Below are 21,632 nucleotides of genomic sequence, written 5' to 3'. Positions count from 1 at the left end.
TACACTGAGTTTTTTTATTTATTTTTATGAAGCAAAGCAAGCGATCGCTGCTTTGCAATCAACCTTTATAGCTATCGTGAGCAGAGCTAAGTCAAAAGTAAATCCTGTTAGATGCTTGTAACTATACCTGTTGATGGGAACTGGACTTACCTGCTCCACAGTCTTTTTAGGAGATTTTGAAAATAGTATTGAAAATAACTTTAAATATATAAAGTAGAGAAAGGAGCATTTTCCGAGTAAACATACTCAGAAAAGATAAGCACTAAGGTATATTTCAAGAGTGATTTTACCGTATTTATACTTGAAAAACCGACCTATGTTAAGAAAATTCTACTTAATCTTTTAAAGAATTTCACCAATTCTTCTTGCGTAATGCTACTGTAGTTAAAGTATATGTATTCAAGTTTATTTGAGCTTTATATCAATTCGTCAAAGCTAAATATTTCCTAATACGTAATTTTTGCGTATTAAATATTACTACATTTATTAATGGTATTATCTAAGTAGTCAATCAATTCAATTGATTTACGTGGGTGCAGAAACAAAAAAGCTTACTTCGGAGCAATCTAACTACCTATCCAAGATTGAATCGAAGAATTCACCTGATTAAAGGAATATAAGTAGTTTAGTTGACAAATGCTATGCTGAAGTCGGAAAAATATTCTCACCCCTTATCACAAGCAAACTTTACCCAGTTAAACGATGAAGAAGGTGGATTAAACCTGGGTCAAGTGGGAGCAGTTCTGCGTCGTAGACTATTGTTAATTGGTGGTACAACAGCCTTAGTCGCAACAGCAGCAGTACTGAAGGCAGAAACAGATCCCCCAATTTATCAAGGCACTTTTGATATTCTTACCAAACCAGTCACTGGTGAGGATAAGGTAACGGCTAATGTTCCTCAATCTATAAGTAGTCAAGATAAAGTAGCACCTCCTGAGTCAACAAAGGAAGTTCAGACAACGATCGCAGTTTTACAGAGTCCTAAGGTATTGAATCCGATTGTGGAAAAGCTGCAGGAGCAATACCCAGGAATCACATATGACTTGCTGGTCTATTACTTGACTATCTCATCTAAAAAGCCAAATATCATCAGCATCGAATATCAGAACTCAGATCAACAACTAGTGACTGATGTGTTAAAGCTACTTGCTGATGCTTATCTGCAATATAGTTTGCAGGAACGGCAATCAGATGTGGAAGTGGCTATTCAGTTTGTGGATAGACAAAAACAGCCATTAGAGAAGAGTTTAAAATACTGGCAAGAGCAATTGCGAAATTTGCGGCTGGACAATAATTTGATTGAACCTACCCAGAAAGCTCAAGAATTATCTGGGCAATTGACAGTTTTCCGGCAACAGCGAATAGAGAATCGAGTCCAGCTAGAACAAATGATAGCTAAGTATGAAGACTTACAACGAGAATTAGCCCAAGAACCTGGCGAAAGGGCTGGTAATTCGTTGTTAAGTGATAATGCTCGTTACCAAAAGATTCTCGATCAGATCCAAGCAGCAGATATTGCGATTAAGCAACAGTCAGCCGTGTTTACAGATGAAAACCCGGCAATGGTGACTTTAAGGCAAAAGAAAGAGTATTTAATGCCATTACTGGCGCAAGAAGAGGCGCGGGTACAAAAGGACTTTCAAAGCCGTATTCAGGAACTTTCAGCGCGCGATCGCTCCCTAGATGAAAAAATTAACAATATCTACAGCGAAGTTAGAAAGTTAGCAACGATTAGCCGCAATTACGACAATATCCAAAGAGAATTACAAATTGCTAACGAAGCTCTGACCCAATTTACAGGCAAACAGCAAGCTTTGCAAATTGAGAAAGCGCAAAAGCAACAACCTTGGGTGCTGCTAGATCCGCAACTCTCCAAAGTTAATGAACCTTTGGCAATCTCAGACAGTGCGAAGAGAAATTTAGCCTTGGGTGGTTTGTTGGGTTTAATCTTGGGTGTAGGAACAGCTTTAGTTGTAGATAAACTCAGTAATATTTTCTACTCTTCTCAAGAACTCAAAGATGCTACCAGGCTGCCATTACTAGGAATAGTTCCTTTAAGAAAAGAACTAGAAGCAGGGACAAAAGACAGTGTCTCCAGAGGTGTGCAAAATACAGAAGGTTCTTCTTTCTTTGAAGTTTTCCGCTCTCTATACACTAATATTTTGCTGTTGGGTTCGGATACACCAATTCGCTCACTCGTAATTAGTTCAGCCGGACAAGGAGATGGTAAGTCTACAATTGCAACGCAGCTAGCACAAGCAGCAGCCGCAATGGGACAACGAGTATTACTTGTGGATGCTAATTTACGTGCGCCTAGTCTACACAATCGAGTTGGGCTCATGAATATTCAGGGGTTGACTGATGTCATTTCCCAAGATTTAGACTGGCACAATGTGATTGAGCCTTCCCCTATCGAAGATAATCTGTTTGTGATGCCAGCAGGGCCGATTCCTCCAGACTCGATGAGGTTGCTTGCGTCTCAAAAAATGCAGAATTTGATGGAGGAATTGCAAGTTAGTTTTGACTTAGTCATTTATGACACACCTCCACTTTTAGGATTTGGAGATGCTTACTTATTAGCAGCCAATACTGATGGGCTTGTACTAGTTGCAGGTTTAGGTAAGCTCAAACGTACTGCACTACAGCAAGCATTAGAACAGATTCAAATTTCTGGCACTCCGCTATTAGGGATGATCGCTAATAAGTCTAAAGATGCTGCGCCTGTTTCTTATCAGTACTATCAACACTATTACAGACAAAGCATGAGTGGTGAGAAAGTTAGTGTGGAGAAAGTCTCAACCAGTGCTAACTCTGCCAATGTCTCTTCTAACATCAATAAGGCTAACCGCAGTTAAAAGAGAAATATAGGTAATTGTTATTCATGGTTAATTAAATTAGCTACTGATTAACAATTACCACAATAGTGTTAAGTACTATCTACTATTGCTCGGGTGATTTTAAAGCCTGATCTAGAACTTCTCTTGCTTGTTCGGCTTTAGTTCTAGCCTCGTGGAACCGGAGATTAACTTGGGCAAAATTTTTGAGAACTTTGAATCCTTCTTTCAGGCGGGTAATTTCTTCTTCAGTGACTGAGTCATCTGAGAACAGAACATCAACCGCCTTGCGAATTTCTATAGCTTCATTACGTGATTCTTGAACTTTTAGCTTGAGTGTAGCTAAGTTGCTGAGAATCTGAACAGCTTGAGTAATAGCATCTTCACCACTAGCGGTATCAGCTGCTGTTTCTTTAACTTCAATTAATTGTTGCGGGCCAAATCCTTCTTCTAGTTCTGTGGGTAGCTTACCTGCATCCATCAGTTCCATCAGTTGATCCATTGCTTTCTCACGGGCTTTGGCTGAGTCTTTGCCAGAAACAGTGAGGATAATTTCTGGACTTTGAGCGAGAGTATACTGAACCATATTGCAAGCAGAAAATTTGCTGTTTAACCAAGCCGAGGAAAATAATTCTAACATGAATAGAATGGCCACTAAAACCGCAAATTTGTAAAAATAGGGAATTGGTTTGCAGGTGAATCTTAAATTGGCGATCGCACTCCCCAGACACTCCAAATAAAACTTTATACTTGAAGAAAGATAGTAAAGATATTTAACAGGAGGGGAGAGCAATGACTCCCAATCCCACCATTATGCAGGCTGTGGAACAACTGGGTTATCGCGTCACAGTTGGTGATGTCGCTACCCAGGCAGGATTAAATATTGCACAGGCTGGACAAGGGTTATTAGCTTTAGCATCTGATGCTGGCGGACATTTGCAAGTAGCAGAATCAGGTGACATTGTTTATCTATTTCCCAAAAATTTTCGCGCAGTTTTACGCAACAAATATTTGCAGTTACGCCTTCAAGAATGGTGGCAAAAGATTTGGGGCGCGCTATTTTACTTAGTGAGGATTTCTTTTGGGATTTTCTTAATAGTTTCTATCGTCCTCATTATTATTAGCATTTTCTTAATTCAAAGTTCTCTTAACTCAGATCGTGATAGCAACAATAGAAGTAGTTATTCTGGCGGTGGAGGCTTCTTCTTTTTTCCAGATTTATTTTGGTATTTAAGCCCGAATTATCATACTGAATATCAGCAACGACGACGTGGAAGAAACCAGAGTAGTAATCTAAATTTCTTTGAGGCGGTATTTTCCTTTTTGTTTGGTGATGGTAATCCTAACGCCAACTTAGAAGAACGTCGTTGGCAAGAAATTGCGGCTGTAATTCGCAATCATCATGGCGCAGTGGTAGCAGAACAAATTGCTCCTTATTTGGATAATCTGGGTGAGACATATCAACAAGAGTACGAAGACTATATGTTACCTGTACTCATAAGATTTAATGGGCAACCAGAAGTAAGTCCAGAAGGGCAAATTGTTTATTACTTCCCAGAATTACAAGTGAGGGCTAGCAAAAATTATCGTCAATCAATACCTGTGTATTTAGAGGAATCATTGTGGCGTTTTAGTGCCGCAAGTTCCGGACAAATTATGCTCAGTGCTGGGTTAGGCATACTCAATTTTGTGGGAGCCTTAGTATTGGGAAGTTTGTTAAGAGATGGGACAGTTGCAGCGCAATTAGGTGGTTTAGTAGCTTTTGTACAAAGCATTTACTGGCTACTGTTAGCTTATGGAACAGGTTTTTTAGCTCTACCTTTACTGCGTTATTTCTGGATTCAGTGGCGCAATCGCCAAATTAGCGCACGTAACCGCGATCGCCTTTCCCGTGCGAGACTATTAACAGATGTGGATGCTAGTTTACAACAGAAAATTGACTATGCTCGTCAGTTTGCAGCAGATAAAGTGATTGGCAAAGAAGATTTGGTGTACTCAAGCGAGACTGATTTACTAGAACAGGAATTTGAGCGTTCTGCACAAATTGATGCTGAATGGCAACGCAGGTTAGATGATACCAAATCAAGTTAAATTACTGATTTTATTCCAATACAGTTCAGATCATTAGTGATTGATTTGTCAGTTGTGGAAACAGCTAGCCAAATTGGGGGATTCTCCCCCAAACCCCCGATTGGGTGACGGTTGCATCCCCCAAACCCCCTCCAAAATTATTTGTTTTGTTGTCAATTTATTTTCTTAACTGAACTGTATTGGATTTTATTCTGGAGTTATCAGCAGTATAACTCTGCTGATAACTATTTGACTGTATAGTGAAAAAAACTATGCGATCGCTAATTTGAACTTAGTTGCTGTAGCCGCTGTAAAAACTTGGCAACATCCTTGCGAGGTTCGCGATTTAGCTTTAATTCAATCAGAGTAGTTGTAAACGGCCAGAAAAGTCTCACTTTGGATTCCCGTAGTAGGTATGAGATATCCATCTGTGCATCCCATTCTCCTTTATTATTCACTCCCAAATAGTCAATTAGCTGTGAACCTGATGATGCAATAACGCGCATCATCAAATTTGGTAAATTCGTTGGTTGCTGCAAATTTTGGGGATTGAGAATCCGATTTAAGTTGACATAGAAACAGCGAAGGCTTTTATCCCCACTATATGTATGTACGTTGGCAGCAAAATTATCTATGGCTTGGAAGTTATCATTACCTTGGGTGAATACCTGAATGTGGTAGTCAGGAATTGGATCATCACGTTCATCTACGGCACGAACAACAAACTGCTGCCATAAATCAATAGTCTTTGGAGAGAGTTTCTCCGTAGTTTTTATCTGCCAATCCTGAATTTTTTGTTCGGGGGTGAATTGCAGTGCTTCACAAACTGCATCTACTAGTTCATCGCGGGGATTGCTCATAATTGTCTGGTGATTCAACCCCTCAACTAATACTGTGGATGCGATACCGTCATTTTTAGAACCGTCAAAATCGATACGCTGTTCCTCCTCCTGCTGCTTGGTTAAGTCAAGTAAAATCTTGCGGCTATTTAAACCACAACCCGCCCAGCGAACAGTACCATCAGTTCCGGGATCGCTGACTAATTTGGCTAAACCGCTATAGGGATTTGTACCACAGAATGTAAATACATAAGGGGTATCATTTTTGTTCCCATAAAATATTTCACTGCCAAATAAATCTTTATGTGCCAAATCCCAAGTGAATTTGCTTCCTAGTTCCAAGCCATCCAGAACTAAATCCCCAGCTTCTAGAAAGTCGGGGCCAAACTCCTTGTTTCCTTTAAACATTGCACCTAACCAACTCCGTCCCTTATGGGCTAAGGGAGAACCGAAGGTGGCTGGTGCTAATCCAATCACGTGTTTAAGTCGATTTCGTCGCTTTTGCGAGTACGCAGTTAACCAAGCGCGAATCACCAGCATCCCAGTTGAGTGAACGATCGCATCAAATTCCTGATCTGGGTCTAACCCTCCCTCTATAGATAATGCCCGATCAAAACCTTCGGCAATATCTTTAATTGTGACTTCGTTAGTCAAGGTTACATAGCTACAAACATGGATAGTTGAGACATCATAGCCACGGGTTTCTAGCTTTTTTTCCCACACTTTGAAAGATTCACCGGAAGCAGAGTAGCCGTGGATTAAGACAATTGGATTACTGCCCATATACTTTTGTTAGATATTACTTAAACGCACAAAATCAAGATTCTGAACTTATGCAAGTAGTCCAAAATCTTACTTTTTAGAAATGCTCAAGACTTATTGAAGAATGCTATAGAACTTAAAGCCACATTATCTCAGGTTTAATTGGTAATTAGCCTGAAACTTTGAAAAAATTTGCCTAATGTCACATTTACTTTGATAGACGAGGAAAAACCTTCAAAATACGTGATTTTCTATGTAAAACTGCTAAAAATGTCGTTAAAGCCATTGAGTATTATTCAGGGTATGAAATTTTTGTACCCTTACTTTGGCCTGGGTTGTAGGAATTAAATAATTGATTGTTTAGACTGTTCTGACGGCAGTATTTATCTGTTTGCATTTTTCGTAGCAAAATATTTATTACTATTGCTACGCTATACAGAAGATTTATTTAAAAATACTTGTAATCCCAACTTTAAAGACATTGCAACATATCAATGATGAATAAGAGCGCACATCTGCCCGCTCTTACTCATATATTTACGCTGGTATAAATACATTATTTGAAAATAGCTATTGCTATCAAGCAGTGTCGCCAAAGAATAATAAATTTAATTATGAGCGTAAGCGATGGTGCTGAGAAGAGCGTTTTCTGCTTGTCGTGAATCTAACCGGGTATGCTGCACGACAATCGGTGTATCTGACTGAATTACGCTAGCAAAATCAGTATCGTGAGGAATTGGTTCTGGATCTTTGAGGTCATTAAAGCGAATATGTTTTGTCCGTCGTGCGGGAACAGTGATTTTGTAAGCACCTACAGGTTCCCTATCGCTATAGTAAATCGTGATTTCTACATGAGCATCTTGATCCCCAGCATTTAAAATACACACTGTTTCGTGACTAATAAACTGGGGTTCTGGGCCATTACTATAAGCAGGAATATAACCTTCTGCGATCGCCCAGCAAGTACGTCCGATTGCCTGACTCATTTACTCCTCCTGGTGTTAAAGAGCATAATCTTGCGGTTATCTATTTAAAGTACAAGATTAATATGAGCAAAAAGTGACATAAAAAAAGTGGTTCTAGTGAAATAGAACCACTCTAAATTTTCGTCAAATCCTGATTAACTAGCGGGCCATACCTTGAGCAGAAACCGCATCAATGGGTTTCATGAGGTACAGCTTAACCATATGCCAACCAATGGAGGCGAGAGTTGGCAACTTCTGGAAGAATTGCAGGAATTTAGGAGTGTTGGAGTTGGCGATCGCATTTAATTTTGCCATCTTCTCAACACAAATATCCAAGCGTTGATAAAACTCTGGATTATCAACATCCAGCATCAACGGGAAAACTCTTCCTGCGGTTTCATTGGTCTTTTTGATCACATGGATGTCGTATTCCCGTGCATCCAATCCCAAAGAAGCATAAAAGTCTTTGCGTTGCAGGTCATTGAGATACATCGTCACAAACACTGACAACAGGAAGAAGCGACTCCATAGCTTCGCCTTCCAATCATTCAACATTTGTGGTTGAGATTGCATGACTGCATCAAAGAAATCACCATGACGGTTTTCATCCTGACACCAGTTTTCAAAGAATCGGAAAATTGGATAAATCCGGTCTTCTGGATGTGCTTCCAAGTGACGATAAATGGTGATATAACGCCAATAACCGATTTTTTCGGAAAGATATGTGGCGTAGAAGATAAATTTCGGTTTAAAGAAGGTGTAATCGCGGCTCTTTGTCAAAAACCCTAAATCTAGAGAAAGATTAAAGTCTGACATCGCTTTATTCAAAAAGCCAGCATGACGGGCTTCATCCCGTGACATCAAGTTAAAGCACTCGGCTAAAACTGGGCTTTTATCTTTTAAGCGGCGGCCGAGTTCTTTGTACAGCAAAAACCCGGAAAACTCGGCTGTACAGGAACGTTCTAAAAATTCAACGAATAAACGGCGAGTTTCCCCATCAATATGATCCCAGGATTGTTCAAACTCGGCATCCCGAACAAAATGATGGCGGTTGTAATCAGCACGAAACTCTTCGAGAATGGCTTGTAACTCGTCTTCATTGACGGAGATATCCATCCGCGCCATTTCATCAAAGTCGGTGGTGTAAAACCGGGGTGTTAATAGTGTTTCTTTTGCCGGGACTTTAATCCCTGGACGCAATTCTTCAAAGCCTGGTTTTTTTAGGGAATCTACCATGTTTTGATTTCTCTTCTGTCTTTATTATCTTCAGTACACCAGAAAGCCAACGTCAGACGCTCTCAAGGCGTAACTAGACGACATTGACGCTCTCCCATCTGCAAAAATTTGGGAGATTCTTGAGCAGACATTGCCTAGTTACATTTAGTAGTGATGCTACTAGAATTGGCTAGGTCTTACATATCTTGTCCTACCCGAACCAACTAGGATATTACGTATTTACCTAGAGTCCTGTTTATGGGTAGCTCTCCAAGCATTTAGGGTTTACCTGGTGAGATTGCTCTCTAACCCAGTTTTCTATATGCCCTAAAGTACACTCTATAATTCGTAATTCTTAAATGAGCTTTTCATTACGAATTACGAACTATCAATTACAAATTATATTATTGCTAAATCCTCTAGCTTTTAAGCAAGGGATACAGTACTTATCACTAAGGCTGATAAAGTTCAGTCTATCAAGGTACAGGCTCAAAATTTTTAGATAAAACGTTAAGAGTTGCAACAATAGTTATATATTCTGCGGAATCCCCTCACACCTTTGTAGAAACAAAGGGCTAGAGGCTAGGGACTGAAACAAAACAGCCTCGCAAAACCGTCTTCAAGAACAAGCGCGAATCCCAGGGGATGAAAACAGCATGAAGGTTGATAATCATACCAATCAAGACCGTCTTCTTGGTTCCTACATCTTGTGTGCACTCGGGTTTGCCGGCTTGGGAGGCCTGCACCGGATATATAACGGCAAAATAGGGACGGGCTTGTTGTGGCTGTGTACTTTTGGTTTCTTGTATATTGGGCAGTTCGTGGATTTATTCCTTATCCCTAATATGGTTGACGAATATGATCTCAAACTTAGAGGTAAATTAGGTTTATCCCCTATGGGTGTACAACTAAATCAGCCTGTCATTGCCTCTGAAGTTTACCGCCCTACTGGTAACCAACTAATAGTTAAACTGATTGAAGTAGCAGAAAAAAATGGCGGCTGTCTGACTGTGACTCAAGGTGTGAAAGGTACAGGAGCTAACTTTGCAGAAGTAGAAGCCGCACTCAAGGAGATATTTAAATCAGGTTACGTCAAAATAGATAACGACCCCATGACTGGAGCCGTTACCTATCATTTCCATGAACTTTAGAATAGGGGCTAGGGATTAGGGACTGGGGATTGGGGATTAGGGATTGGGGATAAGGAAGATGAGGGGGATAAGGCAAAATAACAAACACCAAACCCCATTACCAATTACCCATTACCAATTACCCCTACCTAATGACAAATGCCAAATGACAAATGACTAATTTCTACCTAGCCACTTTTGTCCGTTTAAGCGCTGCACTAAACCAAATACTAGTAAGTCCAGAGTGATTTTACGTTCATCTATTAAGAAGGATTCTAGTGTGCTAGGTTTTTTACCTTCATTACAAGAGAATCCTTTTTTCCCTTGAATATCTTCATCGGGGAAATAAAGATTAAACTGGCGTAAACCGTTTTGCCAACTTCCCACAAGTTGGTAGCAGTCCTCGGCTGATTCAAAGCCAGAGATAGGAAGCTTCTGTTTAGCAAAAGACAACTGTAAATCAGCTACGCCTTGCTGAGTAATTGCTGTTTGCACAGCTGGTAAGTAGTGTTGCTGGATAAACTCTACAAATGGCTTATCTTCAACAGCAGGAGCTTTTTCTTTTTTGGCTGCGGCGGCTTTAGCCGCGGGTTTTTCTTCTCCATCTGCTGTAGCGGCGGGTTTTTCTCCTGCGGCGGCTTTAGCTGGAGGTTTTTCGCGCTTGGGAGGTACAGCAGTTGCTTTGGAATCTGGCTTATTGGCAGTAGGGAGGTCCGTCGCTACTGGTTGGTCAGTGGTGGGAGCTACCTCTCCCGCTTGATTTTGATTGGTTTCGTCTGCCATTGCTCAGGTCAATCCTTTATCTAGCTTTCAGAGCGTTCACGAAGTGTGCCGTAGGTATCGCTCACCTTATGGTATTAGTTATTTTCATTTTGGCATAGGAGCGTATAGCTATAGCTAGCAAAAATAAATCTCAGCAATTCTTTTGGATGCATCTGCAATTTTATTCAGGTCGCAAATTTTTACCATAAAATTTTTCGATACTCACTATAAGCATCTTATGCTAGTAAGCAATTTATTCTCCTCAAATTGAATCCTTAATATCATTTACCAATTCATCAATTCTAGATTGTGTAGTATTCCAAGAACTCACAAAACGAACTCCACCCACACCAATAAAGGTGTAGAATTGCCAGCCTTTTTCTTTTAAAATTTTAATTGTGTGTTCTGGTAGTTTGGCAAACACAGCATTGGCTTCTCTAGGAAACATCATCTCAACGCCATCAATACTGATTAATTTATTCTCCAAATATTCAGCACATTGATTTGCGTGTCGCGCATTTTTCAACCACGCGCCAGTTTCGAGTAAACCTAACCAGGGAGCAGAAATAAATCGCATTTTTGAAGCTAATTGACCTGCTTGTTTACAGCGATAGTCAAAATCTTCTGCTAAAGCTTTATTGAAGAAAATAATTGCTTCTCCTAAAGCCATACCATTTTTTGTGCCGCAAAAACATAACACATCTACACCACTTTTCCAAGAAATTTCCGCCGGGGTTTTATTCATAGCGGCGACTGCATTGGCAAAACGAGCGCCATCCATATGAATTTTTAGGTTATGTTTGCGCGCAGTTTCTTTAATTGCTGCCAGTTCATCCAGAGAATATAAAGTCCCTACTTCTGTGGCTTGGGTAATACTAATAACTTTTGGCTTCGGATAATGAATATCAGTGCGCTTAGTTACTAGTGATTCTATAGCCTGTGCTGTTAACTTACCATTTTCGCCTTTAGCTAATAGTAATTTGGAACCATTAGAAGCAAACTCTGGTGCGCCACATTCATCTGTTTCAATATGTGATGTTTCATGACAAATAACGCTGTGATATGACTGACAAAGTGCAGCTAAAGATAAAGAATTGGCTGCTGTCCCATTAAAAGCAAAAAATACTTCGCAATCAATTTCAAATAACTCACGAAAATAATCTGTGGCTTTTTGCGTCCATTCATCATTACCATAAGCTGGAGCGCTACCCTCATTAGCTTTTAGCATATACTCTAGCGCTTGGGGGCAAATTCCCGAGTAATTATCACTCGCAAACTGTTCTAATTGATTATGCATAATTTTTAGTTATCATTATAATAATTACTGATATTTTATGCCTCTTATAAGAGAAATAAAATATCAATATGTTCATTGTAATTACTTTTCAATAATCGTCTATATCTGAAAATAATTTTTCTAAATCTCTACGCGCAATCACTACACGTAAAATTTCCACACCGTCATTCACTACTCGATATAAAATGACGTAACCGTCAAGCGGAAGACCACGCAACTGCAGCTTAATGTGAGAATAACTACGTCCTATATTGGGAAATTTAGCTAAGTTTTGACATTTTTTATTGAATTCTCTAAAAAGCATTTCTCCTGCTTCCAGATTTATTGTCAAAAAATAATCTGCAATCTCATTTAAATCTCTGCTTGCAGAAGGTGAGATGATGTAACGGCTCATTCTGCCGCCTCACGTGCTTTTTGAAATCTTTCAAGTATTTGCATTGTAACTGTCTCACCGTCTAATCCTTCTCCTCTTTCCATTTCAGCAATAGCAACTTCTACTTTTTGGCGAGTTTCTTCTACCCATTGGCTGTACTCAGCATTCAATTTTTCTAGTAATTTCAATGCTGTACCAATTACCTCATCTGCATTTGTAAATCTACCACTAGCAATTTGCGCTTTAATTAATTGCTCATGTTCAGGTTTAAGATTAATAGTCATAAATTTAATACCTTAGCTCAAGATAACTGGATTATTTCAGTTTGTTCTATCCAATGTAATTCAATCAATGAATTTTTTAATCATCATGTAGCTTAAATGCTTATTCACTAAATTTAGAAAATAAATCTGCTAAAACTACATTAGAGAATAAAAATCCTTGGGGATCGGTTAGGCAGAATCTTCCATTAATAACCTCTACCCAGCCTTTTGCAAAATACGGCTTGAGAAATTTCCGAAGTTCTTCTAGTTTATCTTCGCCAAAATCCGCCGCTAAAGCTGCTAAACGCACACCTTCAGCGAGGCGCAAGCCTAACATTAAGGTTTCTAATAACACTTCATTTGGCGGTGTGATTTCACAATCAACTACACAACCAGCTTTTACCCATGCGTAATACTCTTTAGTTTTACGTGGACGAGTGAAACGCTTCCCTTCAATATAACTAGCTGCACCCATACCAAAACCATAATAAGGACGATTTTCCCAATAAACCCGATTATGCTGACATTGATGTCCAGGCTGGGCATAATTGGAAATTTCATAATGTTCATAACCTGCATCAGTCAAAGTTTGCTGTGCCATTTGGTACATTTTGACTGTGGTTTCATCTGTGGGTAAAGGATTAGCACCAGGTTCGTAGTATCGACCAAAGGCTGTACCTGGCTCTATGGTAAGGTCATAAATCGAGATGTGAGTTGGTGCGATCGCCACTGCTTTCTCTAGGGAATCTTGCCAATGCTCTAAAGACTGATGCGGTAAACCAGAAATTAAGTCTAAACTCAATTCGGGAATCTCGACTTTGCGGACTAATTCCACAGCTGCAAAAATATCTGCAATTGAGTGCGATCGCCCAGCGAGTTTTAACAACTCTTCTTGAAATGCTTGTATACCTAAACTGACCCGATTCACCCCCAAACTGCGGTACCCTGCTATATGTGCTAAATCAAACGTCCCTGGGTCTATTTCCATAGAAATTTCTGCCCCAGGTAAAATGCCAAAATGCTGCTCTAAAGCTGTTAATATCTGCTGTAACTGCTCTATTGATAGCAGCGAGGGTGTCCCTCCACCGAAAAAAATTGTCTTTAAAGGTTGACCAAATCTCGGTGCGGTAGGAATTTCTTGAGTTAGCACTTCTACATATTGGGAAATCGCATTAGATGTTTCACCGCGCAAGCGATCGCCCACAACAGATATCGGAAAATCACAATAAAAGCACCGCCGTCTGCAAAACGGAATATGCACATAAGCAGAAGTGGGAGTGCTATAAAAATTAACTTTTTGAGGCATTGTAAGAAACAATAAAATTCATCATACTGAGAATTACAAACGATAAAAACTAGTAGTTTATTTACAAGTATTATCGTTTTACAACAAAACAATTAAAAATATGAAGCTAAAACTATTTGGTTATAATATTTGCAGATATTACCTGCTTAAACCCCTAGAGTTAAGTAAACATTTCTAAAGCTATTTGCCTATGAAATAAAAAATACTTAAACTTTTTCGGTTAATACAGTTGCAGGAAAACCACAAAACCATGCTTGATGCAATTATTATTCTCTCATTCATCCTAGCAGCATCGGGAATTGGGTTCTACAGCATAGAACTACTACCCAATGGCTCGCTAGACCGGGTAACAAATTTAGAAGCCTTGCGCTTAGTTGTCGCGGTCTTTGCCGCCATCATCGGTGGTGCAATTGGACTTAGTTTCCAAACTACATATCGCCGCCTAGAAGCACAAGTCCGAGAAATGCCTCTAGAAGTAATTTTAACGCGTGCTATTGGTTTGGTGATTGGGTTATTGTTAGCCAACCTCATGCTTGCACCGTTATTTTTATTACCCATTCCCCCAGATTTTAGTTTTATTAAGCCTTTAGTAGCAGTGGTTGGCAGTATTATATTGTCGGTTACTGGTATGAATTTGGCAGATACCCACGGACGCGGCTTATTGCGGTTTATTAATCCCAACACCGTAGAAACGATGGTAGCAGAAGGTACTCTTAAACCTGCTAATACTAAAGTTTTAGATACAAGCTGTATTATTGATGGTCGGATTGAAGCACTTTTAGAAACCGGGTTTTTAGAAGGGCAAATTATCGTACCGCAATTTGTCTTGCAAGAATTGCAACAAGTAGCTGATGCGAGTAAAGACCAAAAACGGGTCAGGGGAAGAAGAGGATTAGAAATTCTCAACCGCATTAAAGAAGCTTATCCAGAACGCATCCTGATTAATCCTTCTGATTACGAGGATATTCCCACAGTTGATGCGAAGTTAGTCAGATTCGCTCAAGATATCAACGGCACATTGCTAACTAACGACTACAACTTATCAAAAGTTGCTAGCGTTCAGAAAGTACCAGTTTTAAATGTCAATGACCTAGTTAACGCCGTCCGTCCCACCTATTTACCTGGCGATAACCTCGATTTGAAAATTCTCAAAGAAGGTAAAGAACCCAGCCAAGGAATCGGCTACCTAGATGATGGCACAATGGTTGTTGTTGAGGAAGGTAGTGGTTATGTAGGCGGTGAACTGCGAGTAGTAGTCACTAGTGCTTTGCAAACTACAGCAGGACGCATGATTTTTGCTAAACCACAGGCTTCAGCATTGGCATAAGACAATAGAATGTTTAATCCATCTGAATTTGTGATCGGTGCAGGTTAACTGCACCGATTATTTATTGGGTTCATGAGGGCACATTGGTAACTGCCTATGTAGGGGTGTAAGAATTATTTTATTGCAAGAATAATTATGGTAGTTTGCATAAAAGTATTGTCTAACCTTAAGGGCACAGTTGTTCACCACCATTGGCAACTTTATGTTTTTTCTCACCTACTCAAGAAAGTCAGGTAAAGCGATTGATTATTTTTTTATTTGGAAGTTCTTGAGATGGGTAAGGTGATAATAAATTCTGTAGATTGACAGGGAGTCGAGTGAACGTGAATTGAACCTCCATGTTTATCTGTGATTACTTGATAGCTAATTGATAGCCCTAAACCTGTGCCTTTACCCACAGGTTTGGTAGTAAAGAAAGGATCAAATAAACGCGATCGCAATTGCTCTGGAATGCCAATGCCGTTATCGCCGATAATAATCTGCACCTGGTTTTCTTCTGTCTTGGCTGTGCGAATCCAAATTCGACTGGGGTTATTAATGATCTCCGCGAAACTGCGACCCTGATTGCTCTCTTCCACAGCATCGATCGCATTTACAATCATATTGAGAAATACTTGGTTAATTTCTTTAGCGTAGCATTCTACTAATGGTAGATCACCATATTCCTTGAACACTGCAATTTCTGGACGTTCAGCCTGTGCTTTCAGTCTAACTTGCAACATCATTAAGGTATTATCAATGCCTTCGTGGAGATTCACAGCTTTGTATTCTGATTCATCCAAGCGCGAAAAATTACGTAAGGATAGCACGATTTGGCGAATCCGTTCCGAACCAATTTTCATCGATTTCAAAATGTTATGTAAATCTTCACTTAAGAAGCTAAATTCTAATTCTTCTAGTTCTAATTGTAGCGATGCGGGGGGATGAGGGTAGTGGGATTGATAGGCACTTAATATGTGCAGTAAATCTTGTGTATGTTGATGAATATAATTTAAATTGCCATGAATAAAATTAATCGGGTTATTAATTTCATGGGCAACTCCTGCTACCAATTGTCCCAACGCTGACATTTTTTCCGATTGAATTAATTGGGTTTGAGTGCGTTGTAGCTTTTGCAGAGTTGTTTCCAGATTTCCCTTCTGTTCACGCAGTTGGTTTTCCATCTGTTTGCGATCGCTAATATCTCTAGCTACGATCACTACCTTGTCTTCTCCCATGCAAGCGACACTGGCATCAAACCAAATTTCCCGATCACTAATTAGTAAACTATACTCAATTTTCTGCGCTTTTTTAGTGGCGATCGCTTGTTGAATGTTCTTCACGAAATAATCAGCCATCTCAGGCGGAAAAATTTCATGGGTAGTTTTGCCGATAATTGTGGTAGGAGGTTTGTATAGTAAGGGTGCGCTACTAGGAGCAACTTGCAAGTATCTGCCATCTACATCTGTGACAATAATCACATCTTCAATGGCATTGAATAATGCTAATAGTTGCTTGCTTTTTTGTTCAGATTCCTCAGTTCGGGCTACAACTTTCTGTGCTAAATTGCGTGAATATGCTGTTAATTGGCAATACAATTGAGCATTTTTCAGGGAAATTGCTATTTGGGCATTCAGAAGTGGAATTAATTGTAGGCGATCGCTAGTAAATGCGTTCTGGAGGGACTTATTTTCTAAGTACAGAATGCCAATTAATTGTTCTTGCTGCGTAATAGGAGTACATAATACCGATTGGGGTTGGTGGGTGGTAAAGTAGCGATCGCCTGCAAATTTCACTGTTTGACTGAATTTATCTAACACAACCATCTGTTGTGTCCGCACTACTGTATCAATTAAAATTTCGGGAATTTCTTGGTATTGCTCAAGGGGTATTTCTAAACTTTGGATCTGTTTAATATCTCCCTGCGCTACTACTAACCATTGTGTATCTTGGTAAAGAATTAAACAACCGATTTGCGCTCCCATTGATGCGATCGCTATTTGCAAAAAAGTTGTTAATAGTTTCTCTAATTCTATTTCCCTCGATAACTGATATAGTTCTGCACTCATTTCATCTTGTGGAATACTTACTAGAGTCATATCCTACTACTCGAATATTGATATTTTCTAGATTTAGTATTCCCAAATCTGCAGCAGAGATTTAGTCTAACTTCCGCCGATGCAAATGTAATACCATTTTGAAAAAATAACGCGACAGATGAGTAGGGGCACGGCACCAGTAAGATATTTGATATGCCAAAAGATTGAGGATGCCGTGCCCTTACAAAGAATTTATCTGTCGCCAACATTATTTGAATTGGTATAATAAACAGATTTTTAGCCTTTGTTACGCAACGAACCTAGCTCTTGATTTCACCTCGGAGGCATCGATAGACAAAGTATAAAAATTGCAGCGAAGGTGAGCGAAGAGGGGTTTTGATGCAGCCAAGAAATTGCAATTTTACCAAGTAGTGTAGGTTTTATTAAATTTAGGAATTAACCGCTAGCTCTCATAAATTTCTAATGGCAAGTTATCAGGGTCTTTAAAAAAAGTAAATTTCTTGCCTGTAATTTCATCAATTCTAATATTCTCAACTTCTATACCTTGGGATTGTAAATCAATTACAGTTTGCTCAATATCATCAACTGCAAATGCTAAATGTCTTAACCCACAAGCTTCAGGCGTGCTAGGTCTTTGCGGCGGATGAGGAAAAGAAAATAATTCAATTTGACTATTCTCGCCGACTCGTAAATCCAGTTTATAAGAATTGCGGTGTGCGCGAAAAGTCTCTTCAATAATCGGAAACCCTAATACCTCTACATAAAACTTTTTTGAACGTTCGTAGTCAGAACAAATGATGGCGATATGATGAATGCCATTGATTTTCATAAATTACGAATTACGAATTAAAAATTATACTCACCCTAGCAATTATTCTTGTAAAACTGTCTTTGAGACAATTCTAGTTTTCTTCCGGTCTGCTTCCGAAAGTTCTTCCCCAGCTTGTAGGCGAGTGGCGGAAGTTTGTAATACTGTGGCTGCACCTGTATCTCCTATTTGCAGGGCGGTTTTGGCGGCGGTTTGCAACATTGTGGCTGCACCAACGCGATCGCCTTGTTGCAATTTGGCTTCTGCTAATTGAGTTTGGCGATATTTGGCTAATGCCAAAATTGACTGCTGTACCTGGGGATTAACTGTTGGTTGGTAAACTCGCACCACATCTGCATACACAGGTGCGATCGCAGAAAGTAAGCCTTGTTGATCTCCGGCTGGATCGTCGTAACGAATTTGAATTTGCCCGATTTCTTGTCTACCTTCTGGTAATTGACCAAGATAAATATTAGCTAACACTACCCGTTCCACATCTTGCATTAAGTCTCCCAAGCGCACGGCAAAGCGTCCATCGGCTTCTTGTTGCACTGGTAACTCAATGGTATCTGGGGAAACTTGGGCGATGGGTTTGAGTTCTGCTAGCCGCACATTTGGCATTAAGGACAATAGCAAATAGGCGTTAGTTAAGCCTACAGATTGAATCCGCCTAAATAAACGGCTAAATTCATCAACGGCTTGTTCTGGATGCTCAATATAAGCTAAAGTTCCACCACCAGCATCGGCAATTTTTTCGAGTAAATCCTGGTTCCAATTAGTCCCAAATCCCAAAGTATTCAGAGTCAGGTTCAACTTAGCCGCCTTATGCGCCAGTTCCAGACAGCGTTTATTGTCATCGGGGCCTAACTCCCACTTCCAAATTTTCAAGCTGCTTTCACCCTGTCCATCTGTGAGTAAAAACGCCTGGGAAACAGTTCCTTTGGTTCCTTTCATCAGTTCTGTAATTCCCAAGCTTAAACCATCAGCAATTACCGTCCCACCGCTAGCGTTAAGTTTGCTTTTAATCAGTTTTTTGATGCTGTCTAGGTCTTGGACTTCTTGGTTAGGTACAATCACTTCAGCCGCACCAGCAAAGGCGACTACCGAAATGCGATCGCCAACTTTGAGTTGATCGACTAATCCCTCGACTGCTTGAATTACAGTATTGATGGGTTTTCCATGCATGGAACCACTTTTATCGAGAATCAAGCATAAATTCAGGGGAAGATAGCGATCATATTCCCCCGTGATCGCAGAAATCGCAATTCCTAGTTGACGCTGGCTACTTGATTGAGCCAGATCGATATTAGTATCACTTAGCGCCGACAGTAATTTTACTTTCATGGGCGTGGTGTATCTTGCAACACTGTTTTGGAGACAATTCTAGTTTTCTTGCGATCGCTTTCGGATAATTCTTGGCCAGCTTGCAATCTGGTGGCGGAAGTTTGTAAGACTGTGGCTGCACCTGTATCTCCCATCTGCAAAGCAGTTTTCGCCGCAGTTTGTAGCATAGTAGCAGCACCAGCGCGATCGCCTTGTTGTAATTTGGCTTCTGCTAATTGAGTTTGACGATACTTCGCTAATGCCAAGATAGACTGTTGCACTTCGGGATTAGCAGCAGGTTGGTAAACTCTGGTGACATTGGCATACACTGGGATGTTCGGTGTCAATAAACCTACTTGGTTACTAGCTGGATCGTCATAGCGGACTTGTAAATTAGCGATCGCTTGTTTACCTTCGGGTAATTGTCCCAGATAAATATTAGCTAAAATTACTCGTTCTGCATCCTTCATCAAGTCTCCCAGGCGCACAGCAAATCTGCCATCGGCTTCTTGTTGCAAGGGTAATTCAATTGTATCGGGGGAAACTTGGGCAATGGGTTTGAGTTCCGCTAGCCGCACATTTGGCATCAGGGAGAATAGTAAATAAGCATTCGTCAAGCCAATTGTTTGAATGCGGCTGAACAAGCGGCTGAATTCATCCACTACCTGATCGGGTTTTTGAATGTAAGAAAGTGTACCTAAACCAGCGTCGGCAATTTTTTCTAAAACATCCTGATTCCAGTTGTCACCAAAACCCAAGGTGTTCAAAGTCAAACTATAATTAGCAGCTAATTGGGCAAATTTCAAACAGCGATCATTATTGCCATGTTCATTTTCACCATCTGTTAACAAAAAGACTTGAGAAACAGTATCTTTTTTACCCTTTGCCAACTCCTCAATGCCCAAACGCAAACCTTCATCAATTGCTGTGCCACCATCAGCAGTTAAGCGGTTAATTTGTCTTTTAATATATTCTGGATCTTCAATAACTTGATTGGGGATCAGGACTTTAGCCCGGTGATCGAAAACTACAACCGTTAGGCGATCGCCTGGTTTGAGTCTATCAACCAAACGAGTTGCTGCTTGCTTGACAGTTTCTAAAGGTCGCCCATTCATCGACCCACTATGATCGAGAATTAAACATAAATTTAGTGGCACATTGCGATCCACAACTTCTGCGATCGCCGAAATGGAAATCGCTAACTGACGCTGACTATTCGTTTGATTTGCATCTAAATTACTATCATTTAGGGTCGGTTGTAAGTTAACTTTCATAACTCAAAGTTCCTAGTTAGGATACAGATATTTATAAATAACTTCAAAGCGTAACATTAGCGCTACGGAAAATAAATAGATTTATAAGCTGTAACGTTTTGAAATGTCAAAAGTCACAGAGACAGGTCTCAAAAAATTTGAGCTTTGATTTTTGACAACCTTAACGAAAAAATATGCAACTTAAAATCGCAGTAGCTTATATTCAGAATATCTTAGAAGCTAAGGATTGGCAGATGCTCACCCCCATGAGCCATTAGCCAGAAATCCACACCTTGAAGATAACTAGCATCGCGCTAGTATGTATTACAGTTAACGGCATAATTTCAGGCGCTCAGTTGCTATGGACATTTCCCCCATCAAGGCTGTTCAAGCCCCCTATTACGGCGATAACTCTTACCGGACACCGCCGCCAGATTTACCCTCTCTCTTATTAAAGGAGCGAATTGTCTATCTGGGGATGCCACTGGTGCCAGCTGTCACGGAATTGATCGTCGCTCAACTCCTTTATTTACAATCAGACGACCCAGACAAGCCGATTAAAATTTATATCAACTCCACTGGTACATCCGGTTATAGTGGCGATCCTATTGGCTTTGAAACCGAAGCCTTCGCTATCTATGACACTATGAAATACATCAAGCCACCCATCCATACTATTTGCATCGGTTCCGCAATGGGTATGGCAGCGATGCTACTCGGTGCCGGTACAAAAGGTTGCCGCGCTAGTTTACCCAACGCCACCATTATCCTGCATCAGCCCAAGAGCTACGCCCAAGGACAAGCAACGGATATTCAAATTCGGGCGAAGGAAGTTTTGGCAAACAAGGCTTCGATGGTTGACATCATACATCGCACCACCGGACAACCCCCAGAAAAAATTACCAAAGATATGGATCGCCTCTTCTACATGACTCCCTATCAAGCCAAGGAATATGGTTTGATTGACCGAGTCTTTGAAAAAGAAGAACTGGCAAATCCACCTCTACCTGCAAGCATTCTTTAATGGGTCAAGAGTCAAGAGTCAATGGTCAAAAGACATTATTAT

Annotated in this window: 18 protein-coding genes; 5 read left to right on the top strand and 13 right to left on the bottom strand. The window is 40.2% G+C overall.

Annotation, left to right across the window (positions count from 1 at the left end; translation table 11 throughout):
- Nucleotides 1-641: 641 nt before the first annotated feature.
- Nucleotides 642-2,855, top strand: a complete 2,214-nt coding sequence (locus tag AACU25_RS30705) for a GumC family protein (protein ID WP_096582150.1) — start codon at nt 642-644, stop codon at nt 2,853-2,855.
- An 85-nt stretch (nt 2,856-2,940) separates the two neighbouring features.
- Here the strand turns inward: AACU25_RS30705 and AACU25_RS30700 are convergent, their stop codons facing one another.
- Nucleotides 2,941-3,420, bottom strand: a complete 480-nt coding sequence (locus AACU25_RS30700) for a hypothetical protein (protein ID WP_096584303.1) — start codon at nt 3,418-3,420, stop codon at nt 2,941-2,943.
- Between the two features lie 206 nt (nt 3,421-3,626).
- Between AACU25_RS30700 and AACU25_RS30695 the strand changes: the two genes are divergently transcribed.
- Nucleotides 3,627-4,925, top strand: a complete 1,299-nt coding sequence (locus AACU25_RS30695; protein WP_096582148.1) for a hypothetical protein — start codon at nt 3,627-3,629, stop codon at nt 4,923-4,925.
- A gap of 260 nt (nt 4,926-5,185) precedes the next feature.
- On the opposite strand, the gene AACU25_RS30690 is transcribed toward AACU25_RS30695, so the two are convergent.
- The 3 genes from AACU25_RS30690 to acsF form a co-directional block, all read right to left on the bottom strand.
- Nucleotides 5,186-6,526: an esterase/lipase family protein gene (locus AACU25_RS30690; RefSeq protein WP_096582146.1), complete on the bottom strand. Its 1,341-nt coding sequence runs from the start codon at nt 6,524-6,526 to the stop codon at nt 5,186-5,188.
- A 587-nt stretch (nt 6,527-7,113) separates the two neighbouring features.
- Complete coding sequence (locus tag AACU25_RS30685; RefSeq protein WP_096582144.1) at nt 7,114-7,491, bottom strand: sensory rhodopsin transducer; 378 nt, start codon at nt 7,489-7,491, stop codon at nt 7,114-7,116.
- Nucleotides 7,492-7,629: 138 nt separating this feature from the next.
- Entirely contained in the window at nt 7,630-8,706 is a 1,077-nt protein-coding gene (gene acsF / locus AACU25_RS30680; RefSeq protein WP_096582142.1) for a magnesium-protoporphyrin IX monomethyl ester (oxidative) cyclase, read from the bottom strand.
- 635 nt (nt 8,707-9,341) lie between these two features.
- On the opposite strand from acsF, the gene AACU25_RS30675 reads away from it, so the two are divergent.
- The gene (locus AACU25_RS30675) at nt 9,342-9,836 is read left to right on the top strand and encodes a TM2 domain-containing protein (protein ID WP_096582140.1); all 495 of its coding nucleotides are present in this window, start codon (nt 9,342-9,344) and stop codon (nt 9,834-9,836) included.
- 156 nt (nt 9,837-9,992) lie between these two features.
- Here the strand turns inward: AACU25_RS30675 and AACU25_RS30670 are convergent, their stop codons facing one another.
- The 5 genes from AACU25_RS30670 to hemW all read right to left on the bottom strand — a co-directional run bounded on the left by AACU25_RS30670 (nt 9,993) and on the right by hemW (nt 13,816).
- Complete coding sequence (locus AACU25_RS30670; RefSeq protein WP_096582138.1) at nt 9,993-10,598, bottom strand: DUF2996 domain-containing protein; 606 nt, start codon at nt 10,596-10,598, stop codon at nt 9,993-9,995.
- 241 nt (nt 10,599-10,839) lie between these two features.
- Entirely contained in the window at nt 10,840-11,874 is a 1,035-nt protein-coding gene (locus AACU25_RS30665) for a threonine aldolase family protein (protein ID WP_096582136.1), read from the bottom strand.
- A gap of 88 nt (nt 11,875-11,962) precedes the next feature.
- Entirely contained in the window at nt 11,963-12,268 is a 306-nt protein-coding gene (locus AACU25_RS30660; protein ID WP_096582134.1) for a type II toxin-antitoxin system RelE/ParE family toxin, read from the bottom strand.
- The gene (locus tag AACU25_RS30655) at nt 12,265-12,531 is read right to left on the bottom strand and encodes a ribbon-helix-helix domain-containing protein (RefSeq protein WP_096582132.1); all 267 of its coding nucleotides are present in this window, start codon (nt 12,529-12,531) and stop codon (nt 12,265-12,267) included. Before AACU25_RS30655 ends, AACU25_RS30660 begins: the two co-directional genes overlap by 4 nt.
- Before the next feature lie 100 nt (nt 12,532-12,631).
- Nucleotides 12,632-13,816, bottom strand: coding sequence for a radical SAM family heme chaperone HemW (hemW, locus tag AACU25_RS30650; protein WP_096582130.1), 1,185 nt, complete (start codon nt 13,814-13,816; stop codon nt 12,632-12,634).
- A 250-nt stretch (nt 13,817-14,066) separates the two neighbouring features.
- Here hemW and AACU25_RS30645 point away from each other — a divergent pair, with 250 nt between their 5' ends.
- On the top strand, nt 14,067-15,143 hold the full coding sequence (locus tag AACU25_RS30645) for a PIN/TRAM domain-containing protein (RefSeq protein ID WP_045868056.1): 1,077 nt from the start codon (nt 14,067-14,069) through the stop codon (nt 15,141-15,143).
- A gap of 254 nt (nt 15,144-15,397) precedes the next feature.
- On the opposite strand, the gene AACU25_RS30640 is transcribed toward AACU25_RS30645, so the two are convergent.
- The 4 genes from AACU25_RS30640 to AACU25_RS30625 all read right to left on the bottom strand — a co-directional run bounded on the left by AACU25_RS30640 (nt 15,398) and on the right by AACU25_RS30625 (nt 20,587).
- A complete protein-coding gene (locus AACU25_RS30640) occupies nt 15,398-17,221 on the bottom strand; it encodes an ATP-binding protein (RefSeq protein ID WP_096582128.1) in 1,824 nt (607 codons plus the stop codon).
- Nucleotides 17,222-17,624: 403 nt separating this feature from the next.
- Nucleotides 17,625-18,011 carry an SMU1112c/YaeR family gloxylase I-like metalloprotein gene (gene gloA2 / locus AACU25_RS30635; protein WP_096582126.1) on the bottom strand — a complete coding sequence of 129 codons (387 nt, stop codon included), beginning with the start codon at nt 18,009-18,011 and terminating at the stop codon, nt 17,625-17,627.
- A gap of 42 nt (nt 18,012-18,053) precedes the next feature.
- On the bottom strand, nt 18,054-19,334 hold the full coding sequence (locus AACU25_RS30630) for a vWA domain-containing protein (RefSeq protein WP_096582124.1): 1,281 nt from the start codon (nt 19,332-19,334) through the stop codon (nt 18,054-18,056).
- Nucleotides 19,331-20,587 (bottom strand): vWA domain-containing protein, encoded by a 1,257-nt coding sequence (locus AACU25_RS30625; RefSeq protein WP_096582122.1) that lies wholly within the window; start codon nt 20,585-20,587, stop codon nt 19,331-19,333. The genes AACU25_RS30630 and AACU25_RS30625 overlap by 4 nt, the downstream gene beginning before the upstream one ends.
- A 340-nt stretch (nt 20,588-20,927) precedes the next feature.
- Between AACU25_RS30625 and AACU25_RS30620 the strand changes: the two genes are divergently transcribed.
- Entirely contained in the window at nt 20,928-21,590 is a 663-nt protein-coding gene (locus AACU25_RS30620) for an ATP-dependent Clp protease proteolytic subunit (RefSeq protein ID WP_045868060.1), read from the top strand.
- Nucleotides 21,591-21,632 lie beyond the last annotated feature (42 nt).

It is taken from the genome of Tolypothrix tenuis PCC 7101 (assembly GCF_963874875.1).
Classification (GTDB): domain Bacteria; phylum Cyanobacteriota; class Cyanobacteriia; order Cyanobacteriales; family Nostocaceae; genus Aulosira; species Aulosira tenue.
This window is presented reverse-complemented; position numbering and strand designations above follow the sequence as displayed.